Source organism: Erythrobacter sp. MTPC3 (genome assembly GCF_042854385.1).
In the GTDB taxonomy this organism is placed as follows: Bacteria; Pseudomonadota; Alphaproteobacteria; order Sphingomonadales; family Sphingomonadaceae; genus Erythrobacter.
Map to the genome: position 1 here is coordinate 166,497 of NZ_BTGP01000009.1, position 14,010 is coordinate 180,506.

9 protein-coding genes are annotated in these 14,010 nt (G+C 58.9%); all 9 read left to right on the forward strand.

Annotated elements, in window-relative coordinates; all coding sequences use genetic code 11:
- Positions 1-13: 13 nt before the first annotated feature.
- The 9 genes from ACGHU1_RS13270 (at position 14) to ACGHU1_RS13310 (ending at position 14,005) form a co-directional block, all read left to right on the forward strand.
- Complete coding sequence (locus tag ACGHU1_RS13270) at positions 14-1,183, forward strand: tyrosine-type recombinase/integrase (RefSeq protein WP_390587689.1); 1,170 nt, start codon at positions 14-16, stop codon at positions 1,181-1,183.
- 147 nt (positions 1,184-1,330) lie between these two features.
- The gene (locus ACGHU1_RS13275; protein ID WP_390587691.1) at positions 1,331-2,695 is read left to right on the forward strand and encodes a hypothetical protein; all 1,365 of its coding nucleotides are present in this window, start codon (positions 1,331-1,333) and stop codon (positions 2,693-2,695) included.
- Positions 2,696-2,855: 160 nt separating this feature from the next.
- Positions 2,856-3,545: a hypothetical protein gene (locus tag ACGHU1_RS13280; RefSeq protein ID WP_390587692.1), complete on the forward strand. Its 690-nt coding sequence runs from the start codon at positions 2,856-2,858 to the stop codon at positions 3,543-3,545.
- 5 nt (positions 3,546-3,550) lie between these two features.
- A complete protein-coding gene (locus tag ACGHU1_RS13285; protein ID WP_390587693.1) occupies positions 3,551-4,408 on the forward strand; it encodes a DUF3883 domain-containing protein in 858 nt (285 codons plus the stop codon).
- Between the two features lie 98 nt (positions 4,409-4,506).
- Positions 4,507-7,929: a TM0106 family RecB-like putative nuclease gene (locus ACGHU1_RS13290; protein WP_390587694.1), complete on the forward strand. Its 3,423-nt coding sequence runs from the start codon at positions 4,507-4,509 to the stop codon at positions 7,927-7,929.
- The gene (locus tag ACGHU1_RS13295; protein WP_390587696.1) at positions 7,926-10,925 is read left to right on the forward strand and encodes an AAA family ATPase; all 3,000 of its coding nucleotides are present in this window, start codon (positions 7,926-7,928) and stop codon (positions 10,923-10,925) included. Before ACGHU1_RS13290 ends, ACGHU1_RS13295 begins: the two co-directional genes overlap by 4 nt.
- The gene (locus ACGHU1_RS13300; RefSeq protein ID WP_390587698.1) at positions 10,922-11,665 is read left to right on the forward strand and encodes a PGN_0703 family putative restriction endonuclease; all 744 of its coding nucleotides are present in this window, start codon (positions 10,922-10,924) and stop codon (positions 11,663-11,665) included. The genes ACGHU1_RS13295 and ACGHU1_RS13300 overlap by 4 nt, the downstream gene beginning before the upstream one ends.
- On the forward strand, positions 11,662-13,017 hold the full coding sequence (locus ACGHU1_RS13305) for an McrC family protein (protein ID WP_390587699.1): 1,356 nt from the start codon (positions 11,662-11,664) through the stop codon (positions 13,015-13,017). The genes ACGHU1_RS13300 and ACGHU1_RS13305 overlap by 4 nt, the downstream gene beginning before the upstream one ends.
- Positions 13,018-13,033: 16 nt before the next feature.
- Entirely contained in the window at positions 13,034-14,005 is a 972-nt protein-coding gene (locus tag ACGHU1_RS13310) for a helix-turn-helix transcriptional regulator (RefSeq protein WP_390587700.1), read from the forward strand.
- The last annotated feature ends 5 nt before the right edge of the window (positions 14,006-14,010 follow it).

The window sequence follows — 14,010 nt, forward strand, 5'->3', positions numbered from 1 at the left end:
ATAGCGATCCCGAATGCCAGATTTGAGCCGCATCGGGGATCGTGAAAAATTGAAGCCGAAAGCGGGCGACGAGCCGCACTGGCATCGCCTACGCCAAGGCGTCTACCTTGGTTATAGGCCATCCAAGAAAGCCGACGGCGGCACGTGGTTTGCCCGATTCTACGATGCGGACACCAATCGCAACAAACGCAAGCGGCTTGGCGATTACGGCACGCTTACTGGTCATGATGTCTTCAAGCAGGCCAAGACCGATGCTGAGGCGTGGGCGGCAACTGTGGAATCCGGCGGCGACCTCGCCCGCGATATGGTGACGGTGAAGGATGCCTGCCTCGCCTACCTCGGGGAAAAACCCAATTCTATCTCCGAAGGCGTGTTCCGAAGACATGTCTACGACGATCCCATTGCCAAGGTGAAGCTCGACAAGCTTCGGCGGCACCATTTGCGCAGCTGGCGCAAACGATTGGAACAGGCCCCCGCCTTAATAACCCGGACAAAGGAAGGCGGGAAGCGCTGGAAGGAACGAGCGAAATCGACGGTGAACCGCGACATGGTGCCATTGCGTGCGGCGCTGGGCCGTGTCCTAACGCCCGGTTCCCCAAATACCGATGCGGCATGGCAGGAGGCGTTGAAGCCGTTCAAGGGAGCGGATAAGCGGCGTGAATTGTATCTCGACCGTGACGAACGCCGGAAATTTATCGATGCGACTTGTGAGGAGGCGCGGCCCTTCGTCAAAGCGCTCTGTCATTTACCTCTACGTCCGGGAGCTTTGGCGGGACTGACCGTGCGAGACTTCGATAAACGCACCCGCTCGCTCATCGTGGGCAAGGACAAGAACGACAGCCCGCGTCAGATATCCTTACCGCCAGTTATCGCCGATTTTCTCGCGGCGCAGATAAAGGGCAAGCTACCCGTCGCGCCCATCTTTGCGCGTGCTGACGGGCAGGCTTGGAACAAGGATTCGTGGAAAGTTCCAATCAAGGCTGCGGTGACAGTGGCAGGGTTACCCGAGGCAGCTTCGGCTTACACCCTGCGCCATTCCGTGATCACCGATCTCATCCGCGCCGGTCTGCCGATCCTGACCGTCGCGCAGCTGTCCGGCACGAGTGTCGCCATGATCGAAAAGCATTATGGCCATTTGGTGCGGGATGATGCCGAAAAGGCCTTGGCGAGCATCGCCGTTTAGGAGGCCAAAGCCTTTCAAACATGTTTTGGGATTGTCGAAGCCGCTAGTTCGGGAGGCTGCTCCTACAATCAGTGCGCGCAACGAAGTGCTTGATAAACCTTATGGAAGGGATTTTCCCGCCATGGCGTCCTCACAGGAGATGTCAGTATGTTCAGCGGGAATCAGAATCAGTTTTCATCAGTAATTTCTCACGAGCGTCTCGAGACGCTTCTCGACGGAATGGACGCAGGAAATGGAACGCCTTTGGCTCCAGCTATTGCCGCAGCATTAGAGGTAGATCGGCGTATCAGCCGTGCGTCGGACGAACATATTTCTGATTTCCCGGACGACGTCCTCTGCGATCTCGCGTTCGATGCCCGCTACACATTCACCCATTCTGGCTCACAAACTGTGTTGCCGTTTGGGACCATCCTCGAATCCAAAGACCTCGGAGAAATTTTAATCGGTGGGGAGCGTTGGGTCTTGGATGCTGGCCGACCAGGTTTGTTTCCTATCTGGACGACACGAAGTGATGCGCACGGGCCAAACCTCAAACTGCTGCATCGTCATATAGCAAGGCTGACGCGCAACCTGGCTTGTCGCCGCCTCGGCCTTCCCCAACCAGCACTAGTATGTGACTTTGATGAACGACACCTCCTACATTTCGCCCCGCACCCGGAGGCTGGCGGCGTGGTCCTTCAGTGTTGGGCGAGTGGAACTGGCGCGCCAAGGTTTTGTGCCGCTCTCCCCGAACAAGTTGAGGCGTTCGCACGAGCTGTCGTAAAAGATATGCGCACGTTCTGGAGGCGCCGTAAAGACATAGCGCGACAGGGCGCCGAGGTCCGTGCAATCGTCGAGCATTTCATAGCCGATGTGGACGCCGAGGTTGAAGCGATAATCGTCGACATGAGCATACAGTTTAGCGACGAGGACTTTGATTTCTACGTTCATTACCTCGGAGTTGACGATGCCATGCGCCACGGGCTTGTCCTTGACTACATCCCGGCATCGAGACGAAATTTGATTAAGCAAGGTCATTACTTCGGACCTTGTTCGAAGATCATTTCGGGACGTGAGGAACTTGAGGCGGTTCGCAGTCATGGCGCTGATGGCAGGATAACGGAGCTAGCGGCAGCAGTTCTGGCGTCCGGTGCAATTGAGCCAGAGCAATTACTTGCTGTCCTCGCACGGTCCTACGACGTAACCTTCGAGCTTGCGACAAATGGCGCGCCAATCTTTGGAGCACTTTATTGGGCTGATGGGACCATCCGCGCAGAACTTTCGCGACAGGGAACGCTGAACTGGTCGCGAGACAGGCTCGAGTTGTATGGGATTGAAGTGCCGGAAGCGAAGCGCGTTGCAATGACCGGTCGACCCATCTCAGAACTGGCAGATCTTCCCTTTGGAGGAGACATCCTAATTGCTCACGCTGAGACGATCAATAACGGCGTGCGCCTCCATGTAGGCGAAAAGCCATTTCTCATTGAACTTGCGTCCGGGAAAGTTTGGAAGTGCCCGGAAGAGTTATGCTGAAGAGTGACCAATGAATTAGTCAAGTGTGATGAGCCCTCAAGAAGCGAATTCTTCGATTTGGGATCAGGCCTGAGCGGCTTCTATGCGTTAGGACCATGGGCCACTTGGAGAAAGGCCTGCCCAAGTGTTTTGAGTTTGCTACTAATCTAGGATGAGTGCCATGCCCGTGTCCGAGAATCCACTTGATCCCGAAACGCTCAAGCAAAAGCAGCGCGAACTACGCGATGGTTTTCCGCTACCCCTCACGCTGCGGGTTCATCGGGCGCTGAGCTGGCTCAGGCGCGCCGAAAATGAAAAGGACGATCTCGATGTTCGCTTCATCCTGTTGTGGATCGGCTTTAACGCCGCTTACGCGGGTGATCTGGATCGCGCGCTCGACGGGGAGGGCAAGGCTGGAAACGAGCGGGATCGCTTCGACAAGTTCTTTGCCACCTTGGTCGAGATGGATCGCGATAATCGGATATACAACGCCATCTGGGAGCGTTTCAGTCAGGAAATCCGTCTGCTGCTAGACAACAAGTTCGTCTTTGCCCCGTTCTGGCGCCATCAGGCTGGCGAGTTCGGCGGGGCCGGTTGGGAAGTGAGTTTCGAAAGCGCTCGTGCCGCGGCTAACCGCGCGGTGGCGCAGCGCAATACGTCGATCGTTCTCTCAGTTCTGTTTGATCGCCTTTACGTGCTGCGCAACCAGCTCGTGCATGGCGGTGCCACTTGGGACAGCAGCGCAAACCGCAACCAGGTGCGAGACGGCGCATCCCTGCTTGGCTGTTTGCTGCCTGTTTTCATTGACTTGATGATGGACAATCCGGATGCTGAGTGGGCGATGCCAATGTATCCAGTGGTTGAAGAGTAAGAGGCTTGGCGGGCGATGACTGGACTGCCCCGGAGATCGATGCTGCCGTTGCGGACTATTTCGCGATGCTGGCGGACGACATCGGAGGAATTCGTTACAATAAGGCCTCGCACAATCGAGGATTACAGAAGAGGACCGGGCGCAGTCGAGGTTCGATAGAGTTCAAACATCAGAATACCAGCGCAGTCCTGCTCGGTCTCGGTCAACCATGGATTCCAGGCTACAAGCCGGCGGCGAATTTCCAGAATGCCTTGGTAAATGGAGTGTTGCGCTGGCTAGATCGCAATGAGGACTGGCTTGCCCCACAAGCACATCAGTCGCGCCTAAGAGACCCTGCGGCGGCAAATTGGATAGGACCGCCGGCCGAGAGATTGCTCGAATTCGGCCCCGTTCCCTCGCAGCGGAATGAGCCACCCCCGGTGGACGCCGAATTCATGGCCAAGATCGGCTTGAAATATGACGTGGCAGAACGCGACGCGCGCAATCGCGCCTTGGGTAAAGCCGGCGAAGAGCGAGTGCTTGCGCATGAACGAGCACGACTGACGTCCGCGGGGAGGGCTGACCTTGCGCGCAAGGTGCGTTGGACATCGGCAGAGGACGGAGACGGTTATGGTTATGACATCTCCAGCTTCGAAGCTGATGGCTTGGAGCGTCTATTGGAAGTGAAGACAACCAATGGCTGGGAGCGAACACCATTTCACATCAGTGCAAACGAACTCGCCGTTGCCGACGAAAGGCGTGATCATTGGCATCTCATTCGGCTTTGGGACTTCGCTCGCCAGCCTAGGGCCTTTGCGCTTCGTCCTCCTTTGAGCGCTCATGCAGACCTCTCGCCGACAAGCTTTCTTGCGTCACTAAAATGAGAAGATCGTCGACGGAGAAGCCGTCCCGGCACCCAAAATTAGCACGACCAGTTTTGTCGTATTGGCTGCGTAGGAAAGGTGAATAGGAGATTCGCGCCATGCGCCAACATGACAACTCGATCCTTTATTCGCCTTCAGATTTGGTGCGGTATTTAGGCTGTGCGCATGCCACCGCACTCGACCTGGCGCGATTACGAGAGCCTGACGCCGCCCCGAAACAAGCCGAAGACGACGCCATGGGCAAGCTTGTGCAACAGGCGGGGCTTGAGCACGAGGATGTCTATCGTGAGCAGCTTGCGGATGAAGGCGGCCTAGTCGAGATACCGGAGAAAGGCTCGCTGGAAAGTCGCGCGGCGCAGACAAGGGAGGCCATGGAACAAGGCGTTAAGGCCATCTTTCAAGCCGCGTTCTTGCAGCCTCCGTGGAGTGGATTTGCCGATTTTCTAATCCGGGTAGATGAGCCGTCCGATCTTGGCGACTGGTCTTACGAACCAGTGGATACCAAGCTGGCGCGCTCGGCCAAGGCGAGCCACGTGGTGCAGCTTGGCCTCTATGCGCGAATGATCACCGCGATCCAAGGTAAGGCACCGCGCCGTCTGCATGTCCAACTGGGCGACGGTCGACGCGAGAGCTTTCGCCTCGTCGATTTTGATAAGGTGCTCGGAGCCGCTATCGCCCGCTTCCTCTCTTTCGTGGAGAGCGGCGAAGAGGAAAGCGAGCCGGAGCCCTGCTCAGCGTGCGGCCTGTGTCCGTGGCGCGATCATTGTGCTGAGGTCTGGGAAGCACAAGATCATCTTTCGCGCGTGTGTGGGATAGGCAAGCCACAGATCGAAAAACTCCGAGCGGCTGGCGTATCCACGGTTGCGCAACTCGCCTCTCTTCCGGATGATCAGCGCATTCCCCGCCTCGCGCCCGCCACGCTCGACAAATTGCGTGCGCAGGCCCGAATCCAGCAGACCCGGTGGCAGGGCGGAGAGCCAGTGGCGGAACCATTGCCGATTGAGGAGGGCAGGGGCTTCGCCAACCTTCCTCAACCTGACCCTGCTGACCTGTTTTTCGACCTCGAGGGTGATCCGCTGGAGGAGGGCGGGCTCGATTACCTTTGGGGCGTGCATTACCGCGACGGATCCAGTCCGCAGTTCCGTTTTCTCTGGGGGCATAATCACGCTGACGAACGAATTGCTTTCGAAAGCACGATAGACTGGATTGCCGCGCATCTCGAGGCCAATCCCGGCGCGCATGTTTACCACTATGCCCCCTACGAGATTACTGCGCTCCGCCGCCTATCCACGCTTCATGCCAGCCGTGAAGAACTGCTGGACAATTTGCTGCGCCAACGGAGGTTCGTCGATCTGTATGGTGTCTTGAGGCAGGCCATCCGAACAAGCGAAGACAACCTGTCGCTGAAAACGATGGAGATATTCTTTGCCGACGCGCGGCAGGGCGATGTGACCAAGGCTGACCAGTCTGTTGTTGAATACAAAAGCTGGCAAAAGACCAACGAACAGGCGATCCTCGACGGCATCCTCGAATACAACAAGGTGGATTGCGAAAATACCGAGGCACTGCGCGACTGGCTGGTAGAATTGCGTATGGAAGATTTGCCGTGGCGGCCGGTTGGTCCTGCAACGGCGGTTCCCGATGAAAAAGCAGATGCACGCGCTGAAGCCGAGGTGCGCTCCCAGAGGCTACTTACGGCCATCGAAGCCGGGCCATTGCCGGAAAGCGAAGAGGGCAGGGCGCTAGTCGGACACCTCACACAGTTTCATCGCAGAGCCGATAAGCCTGCTTTTTGGGCCATGTTCGACCGCTGTGAGCGTGATCCAGATGAGCTCGCAGAAGATCATGAGTGCATCGGAGGCATCGTGCCAGACCCCGATGAAGAGGGAATTTGGCAACGACCAGATAAGCGCAGCACCATCGCCAGCTATCGGTTTGCGCCGCAGGAGACGAAACTTCGGGAAGGATCGGTCGTCCTCCACGCGCCGAGCCTCTCTAAAGTTGGCACAATCGTAGCGCTCGATTGTGAAGCGGGGACAGTTGAAATCAAGCGAGGCAATGCCGCCAAGGGGATCTGGCCACTGGACGGCTCACTGATCCCCGAGCCGACTGTGCCGAACCAAATTCTCGTTTCCGCCGTTCGCCGGGTGGCGCTGGCCTGGGCAGGTATGGCGGAGGAGGAGTGGCTCAACGGCGTCCCTACCCCGATCGAAGAGGCAGACGAGCGACCCTACAGCGCGCTGCTCGATCTTATCGAACGAAGGGCACCGCGACTGCTCGCCTGGAATGGTGGGCCGCTAGTGCGGGAAGGCGAAAGCCTGGTTGAAGCCGCCACAATGCGCTGTCTGGCGATGGATGGCACGACCTTATTTGTCCAAGGACCGCCGGGGACGGGCAAGACCTTCACAAGTGCACACGTGATCTGCTCGTTGCTCTCTGCGGGCAAGAAGGTCGGGGTTTCCAGCAACAGTCACAAGGCGATCAACAACCTGCTAGCCAAAGTGGAGGATGTCGCGGATGAGACTGGCCTCAGCTTCGTCGGCGTGAAGAAATGCACGCGTGGAAATGACGAGCAACGGCTCAATGGCCGTATCATCACCGACGTTGAGAAAGCCGCTGATGTGCATGATTACATGCCTGATCTGATTGGCGGCACCGCTTGGCTGTTTGCCGATAGCGATTTCGATCAGACGCTCGACTACCTGTTCGTGGATGAGGCTGGACAGGTATCCTTAGGTCATTTGCTGGCGATGGGATCGGCTGCACGCAATATCGTGCTCGTGGGCGACCAGATGCAGTTGGCACAGCCCATCCAAGGCGCGCATCCGGGCGAAAGTGGCCTCTCAGCGCTGGATTATCTGTTGCAGGGTGAGGCTACTGTCGCACCCGACCGGGGCATCCTGCTCGATACCAGTTGGCGTATGCATCCATCGATCTGCGGTGTCATTTCGGACGCTGTCTATGACGGGCGCCTGAAAGCTCATCCCGATTGCGCGCGCCAGCGGCTCCATTTGCAGCCCGGCCATGATCCTCTACTCGCCGATAGTGGGATTCGCTTCGTGGCGATGGATCACACCGGCTGCGGCCAGCGAAGCGATTCCGAAGTGGCAAGGGTGAAGGAATTGGCCGAAGGGTTGATCGGCACGGAATTCACTAATCGGGAGGGCAAGAAGGGCAAAATCGGGTGGAAGAACATCCTGATCGTGGCACCTTACAACATGCAGGTTAACGCGCTCACGGCTGCATTGCCCGCGAAAGCGCGCGTGGGCACTGTGGACAAGTTCCAAGGTCAGGAAGCCGAGGTGGTGATCGTATCACTCGCGACGTCGACCCCGGACGACCTACCGCGACATGTCGAATTCTTTTATTCGAAGAACCGCATCAACGTGGCAATCAGCCGTGCTAGGACATTGGCGGTCGTTGTAGCTAATCCGAAGTTACTGGAATTGGACGCAAAAAGCGTCGACCATCTACAATTGGTGAATACCCTTGCATGGGTGATCGAGGAGGGAGGCAAGTGAGGGAAAGCGAATTTAGAGATTGGCTCGAAACGAACGGGGCGAATACCGAAAGCGGACGCAATACACGCGTCCATGCGGTGAGAACCATCGAGAAAAAATTGGCCGATCTAGACTTTTACTACCCAGACCTCGAAGCAGCTTGGGAGGCGGACCGCTTCGCAGACATTCGTGAAGCAATTTCGAGACTAAGGACGGATTTCGACAGTGGCGGTGAGCGTTTCCGCGTCCTCATGCCTGAGTCCGAAAGACCGAGAAACAGACTCTCGAATTGGCGTAGCTGGTTGATGCAATATGGCCAATTCCTCGAAGGCCATGCAAGCGTGAACGATGCTGATCGGATTCGGCGGTTCGTTCTCGAGAACTATATCGAGCCCGCCCGTGAGCGGGACGGACAGAGCGCCGAACTGGTCGTAAAGGATGTGAATGATGCTCTCGGTCTGAATGATGCTTGGCCGAATATTTGTCAGGCCATGCGGGGGCGCAAGTTCCACGAAATGGCAGATGTGCCGCCGCCGCAAAGCTTCGGTGCCGACATGAGCACAGCGACCCGGTTCGTGTTCGACTTGGCCAAGGAAGATTATTGGGCCCTGCGCACGCTACGCGAAAGCCTGGGCGAGCCGATCGGACAAACGAACAAGATTGCGTCGTTCGCGCTCGAAGATGGTCGGCAGCTCGCGCTGGATCTCGAAGCAGCGCGAACGCAAATTTGGCTTGAAGGCTCATATGGTCATTGGTCTGTGCAGCAGGTGACCGTCACGGACTACCCTTCACAAAAGTCCCGGAATTCGAACTTGCCACATCGTCTGCGACACGACGTTCCCAACCCACAGGAAGTCAGTAAGATCGAAGTTCCGAACGCCGATGTTCTGTCTCAGCTGGTGGAACGTTACGAAAGTGAGTCTGGCGACAAGTCAGGCACCGGCGAACTAGACCCCGTGCCTATTTGGCTAGTCACCTCCCTTTGGGGCCAAGAAGACGGCGTGCCGCGTTTTCTCGAGCGTGGCGAATGGAGCCTCCTCACCGACACAGGCAGCGCCAATAACCGGCGCGTGCGTGAGATGCAGATAGGCGATCGCATCTTCCTTAAAGATTTCGTGCCCCGTGCGACCGAACTCCCGTTCGATGCCAAGGGAGGCATCGTCACTGCAAACCGCTTCCGCGCAGAAGGCATCATCACAGAGATGAGCGAGGACGGGCTGCGCGTCGGGGTAGAGTGGCAGGAGTGGGATGAGCCTCGCACCTGGTATTTCTATACAAGCAACCATGCCGTTTGGCGCCTGCGCGATCCGAGCGAGAAAGAGTCGGCCGATCGCTTGCGACGTTATCTGCTCGATGGGGAAGAACAGGATTACGACTGGTTTCTGAACGACCCCTTTTGGCGTGACCGTCTTTTTGGTGCGCCAACAGAAAGTAAGGACACGATCGTGCAACCGACCAACCTGATCCTCTACGGCCCGCCTGGCACTGGCAAGACTTATCGCACGGCCCGGGAGGCAGTGCGCCTGTGCGATGGTTCGGTCGAATATGGGGAAGACGCCCAAGGCCGCGCGGCATTGATGAAGCGCTATCGCGAACTCGTCGATGCGCGGCAGGTCGAGATGGTCACCTTCCACCAGAGCTTCGGCTACGAGGAATTCATCGAAGGGCTCAGGCCCGACACGGACGGTCCGAGCGAAAGTGGCGGTTTCAGCCTCAGGGCGGAAAGCGGTCTCTTCGCCCGCATCGCCGATCGCGCCCAGACGCGTGTGCGTCGCAATGAGGATGGAATCTCTCTCGAGGGTCGGAAGATTTTCAAGATGTCCTTGGGGCAATCGAACGACCCGCATAGCGCATGGGTGTTCGAAGACTCCCTCGAACAAGGATATGCGATCTTCGGTTTCCGGGATGTGGATTGGAGCGATGAGCGTTTCACGAGTCGGGACGAGATTCAGGCTGAATTGGAGCGCCGTTTTCCGGATGAACGGATTACCCCGCAGATGGGGATGGTCAAATCACCGGACCGGTTCCGGAATCAGCTGAGTATCGGTGATGTTATTGTCGCTTCGAAGGGCCTCAATGCCTTTCGCGCAATCGGCATCGTTGAAGGCGCTTACGAATACGCCCCGCGCCCTGATGGGCGCTACACTCATCGACGAAAAGTCTCCTGGGTCTGGAGCGATCCTGACGGCGTGCCTGTCGGCGAACTCAGCCCGGACACACGCTTCAGCCTCGATACCATCTACGAATTGCCTCGCGGGCGGCTGAATCTTCAAGTCCTTGAGCGATTACTCAACAGCGGCCCGCAAGAGGTCGACGATAACAATCCGGAAGAAGGAGACGTCCTCCCTCACGTCCTCATAATCGATGAGATCAACCGCGCCAACATCTCCAAGGTCTTTGGCGAGCTCATTACGTTGATCGAACCGGACAAGCGGCTCGGCATGCCGAACGCGCTCAAGGTCCGCCTGCCCTATTCCAAGCGCGAATTTGGTGTTCCCGCGAACCTGCACATCATTGGCACGATGAATACTGCCGACCGCTCGATTGCACTGCTCGATACTGCGCTGCGCCGCCGGTTCCGCTTCGAGGAGATGGCACCTGATACTTCGGTCGAGGCCTTCTTGGACGCAGAGAGGGCAACCGGCCTTCCGCTCGCGCAGGTGCTCGAGACCGTGAACCGGCGTATAGAATACCTCGTCGATCGCGACCACCGGATTGGCCATGCCTTCTTCATCGGCTGCAAAACGAAGCCGCAAGTTGACGCGGTCATGCGCGACAAGGTCATCCCGCTTCTCCAAGAATATTTCTTTGAAGACTGGAACCGCCTCGCTGCGGTTCTTGGTGAGAAGGACAAGGGGGGCAATTTTCTCGAATGCAAGACCATTGAGGATCCAATGGGCGAGGGCGGCGAGCCGCTGAAGAGCTGGCGTGTTCTCGATAGCTTCGAAGAAGGCGCCTACTATCGCTTGTTAAAGCGAAAGCCGTCCGGCGCGAACTCAGCGGAGGTGATCGCTTGAGCGAGGACACCCCTCTGTTTTTGTCGGGTGTTCCCGAAGACCGCGTTCGCGCCATATTCGAGCGCGCGGCAGGTAACGAGATTGCCAGTGGTAAATTCGCCAATCCGCAGAGCAGCGCGGCGTTAGCGGCCAACGGGTTCGGATGGTTCCTGGAGCGGCCCGATGAATTGCCTGCCTTCCCTCCGCTCGCCGACTCAACCGGCCGCCCGGTGAAGGTTGGTATCGAGTGCGAGATGCGATTTCCGTGGAGCGGCGGACGACACCCTTGGCTTGATGCCGCCGTCTGGACCGAGACGCACCTGATCGGCGTTGAGTCCAAGCGCTACGAGCCTTTTCGCAGCGCGAAACCCGCAGAGCTGTCCGAGGCCTATGACCGTGATGTCTGGGGGGATGGGATGACCCGCTGGCAGGCCATGCGCGACCTGCTTCGCGCCGAGCCCCGAAGATATCGCCACCTCGACGCGGCGCAGCTCGTCAAGCACGCACTCGGCATTGCGACGCAAGCGAGCCGCGAGGGACTCGAGCCTGCCCTGCTGTATCTTTACGCCGAACCGGACGGCGGAATGGAGATATCCGACAGTGCTTTCCTTCAGCATCGCCGCGAGATCGAGGACCTGCAAGCCAATGTGGCGGGCGACCGCGTGCGTTTCGCAGCCTGCTCGTGGCGCGTATGGCTTTCGACCTTCAGCGGTGCGGCCGCAAACCACGCCCGCGCGGTGCAGGAGGCATTCGCCCCATGACCCACCTGACGCTGCACGAATGGGGTCATGCGCGCTTCGGCGAGGATGGCCTCACGCGCGAGAAGGCCGATGCGCTTCATGCCGCCGCCTGCGCGCATCCGCTGGCGCGGGAGGATGCGACGAACATCATGGTGCTGGGCCGCGACCGGCTGATCGCGCGGCAGATGGTCGGCATCGTCTCGACGAAGGGATGCAGCCTCGAGATCCTGCCCAAGGTCGATTCGAACGAGGAGGCGGAGGACCAAAAAACCGTTCGATCCCGCCTCGTGCGGATGCTCGATGTCGCGCTCGGCCTCGATCTCGGCATCGGGGGCGAGGCGGCGATCGCGCGGCAGAAGACGAGCCTGCTCGAAATCCTGATCGACGCCTTTGCAACGCGCTTAGTCGCCGAGGTTCGGCGAGGCCTGCCGCGCGCCTATGTCGCCTGCGAGGACGATCTGCCAGCGCTGCGCGGGCGGCTCGACGTAACGCGCCAGTTCACCCGCAATGCCGTGCGGCCCGACCGGCTCGCCTGCCGCTTCGATCAGTTAGAGTCGGACACGCCACTGATGCGCGTGATGGCGGCGGCGGTCGTGTTCCTCGCCGGGCATACACGTTCGCACGCTACTCGGCGCAAGCTGGACGAGCTGCGCTGCACGCTTGCCGACATTCCCCTCGTGCCGGTCAATCGCCTGCCGTGGAAACAGGTCCGCATCGATCGCACGAACCGACGCTGGGCGGCGCTGTTCCGTCTGGCGAGGCTGCTGCTCCAGCGCGACTGGCAGGCGACTCATCACGATACGAAGGCACCTGAGGGCCTCACGCTACTATTCCCGATGAACGATCTGTTCGAGAAATACGTTGCGGTGCTGCTGCGCCGCGCGCTTGTCGGGAGCGGGATCGAAGTGGTGGAACAGGGCGGGCATCGCGCCTGCCTCGGCGCCTTCACCGGCGAGCATCTTGAAACTGGGAACGTGTTTAGCACCAAGCCCGACATTATCCTGCGCCGCGGCGGCGAGACCTGCGCGATCGTCGACACTAAGTGGAAGAAGCTCGGTTCCGACCCACTCGACCGAAAGCACGGGGTTAGCCAATCCGACGTCTACCAACTGATGGCCTATGCGCGGCTCTACCGCACGAAGGAGCTGATGTTACTCTATCCAAGCCGACCTGGTGAGGAGGCCGCCGGGCGTGCGCAATTCGGTATTGCAGGTGGCAGCGAATGTCTGTGGATCGCGTCCGTGGACGTGGCATTGATGGAGGCGAACCTTATTGCTTCGCTTTCTAAGCTTTGTGCCGAAATGCTCTCCCATCGGCCGTCGGGTAACGCATTGGGCGTGGTTGTGCCCCCTTTGCTCACGGTAGTGGACTAGGCGAAAGATGGCTCGCATGGCGAAGCTCGACCGGCTGCTATCTCTCGTCAAGGCACTCAGCGAAAGCACTGAGGGCCTGACGCTCGATGAGATGGCCCAAGAAATCGGCGCAGACCGCCGCACCGCAGAGCGGCTGCGCGATCTCATCCTCGTCCATTTCGACCTCGAGGAGATAATCGAGGATCGCCGTAAGCGCTTTCGCATACCGGGCTCATTGCACTCTGCTTTCACGCAGCCAAACGTCGCCGAGATTGCCGCGTTGCAATCGCTCGCTGCCACGCAACGGCGGGCGGGCTCTGCTCAGGCGCCGCTGCTCGAAAGCTTGGTTGGCAAGGTGCAGGCGGGGCTCAGGCGAGAGGTGAAGAGCCGCATGGCACCTGATCTCGATCCGCTGGTCCGCTTGCAGCGCCATCATGTCCCGGCCGGCCCGATGATCGAAAACGCCCCCGAGACGGTCGCCTGCATCCAAGGCGCCATCATGGCGGGGTGCTGCGTCGAATTCGACTACCGTGCGGAAGGCGCGAACGGGCCGAAATGGCGCCGGGTTGTTCCCTTCGGCCTCATCCACGGTTCGGTGACCTACCTTATCGGCAAGCTGCCGGACCGCGATCTCGACCCTGTCCCTTACCGCCTCGACCGAATGAGCGAAGTCCGCGCGAGCGAGGAGCCCGGCGCTCCAGAAGAAAACTGGGACCTCGACGAATGGATGGGCCGCAGCTTCGGCATCTGGCGCGAGGAAGGTCACGATATCGTTCTCAGGGTCGCCCCGGAAAGCGCGGAACGCGCCCGACTCTGGCGATTTCACCCCCGCCAGAGCATCGAAGAAGAAGGTGAGGAATTGGTCGTCCGCTTCCACTCTGGAGGATTGCGTGAGATCGCCGAGCATTTGTTCACTTGGGGCGGCGAGGTTCGCATCGAGGCGCCTCAGGAATTGCAGGAAGTGATGCGCGAGCGCTTGGAGGCAGGGGCTCGAATTGTCGACAGTTAACCGTC

Excerpts from the sequence above, each read along its gene's own strand:
- ACGHU1_RS13305 (WP_390587699.1), top strand. The coding sequence starts at position 11,662 with ATGACCCACCTGACGCTGCACGAATGGGGTCATGCGCGCTTCGGCGAG.
- ACGHU1_RS13275 (WP_390587691.1), top strand. The coding sequence starts at position 1,331 with ATGTTCAGCGGGAATCAGAATCAGTTTTCATCAGTAATTTCTCACGAG.
- ACGHU1_RS13270 (WP_390587689.1), top strand. The coding sequence starts at position 14 with ATGCCAGATTTGAGCCGCATCGGGGATCGTGAAAAATTGAAGCCGAAA.
- ACGHU1_RS13280 (WP_390587692.1), top strand. The coding sequence starts at position 2,856 with ATGCCCGTGTCCGAGAATCCACTTGATCCCGAAACGCTCAAGCAAAAG.
- ACGHU1_RS13290 (WP_390587694.1), top strand. The coding sequence starts at position 4,507 with ATGCGCCAACATGACAACTCGATCCTTTATTCGCCTTCAGATTTGGTG.
- ACGHU1_RS13310 (WP_390587700.1), top strand. The coding sequence starts at position 13,034 with ATGGCGAAGCTCGACCGGCTGCTATCTCTCGTCAAGGCACTCAGCGAA.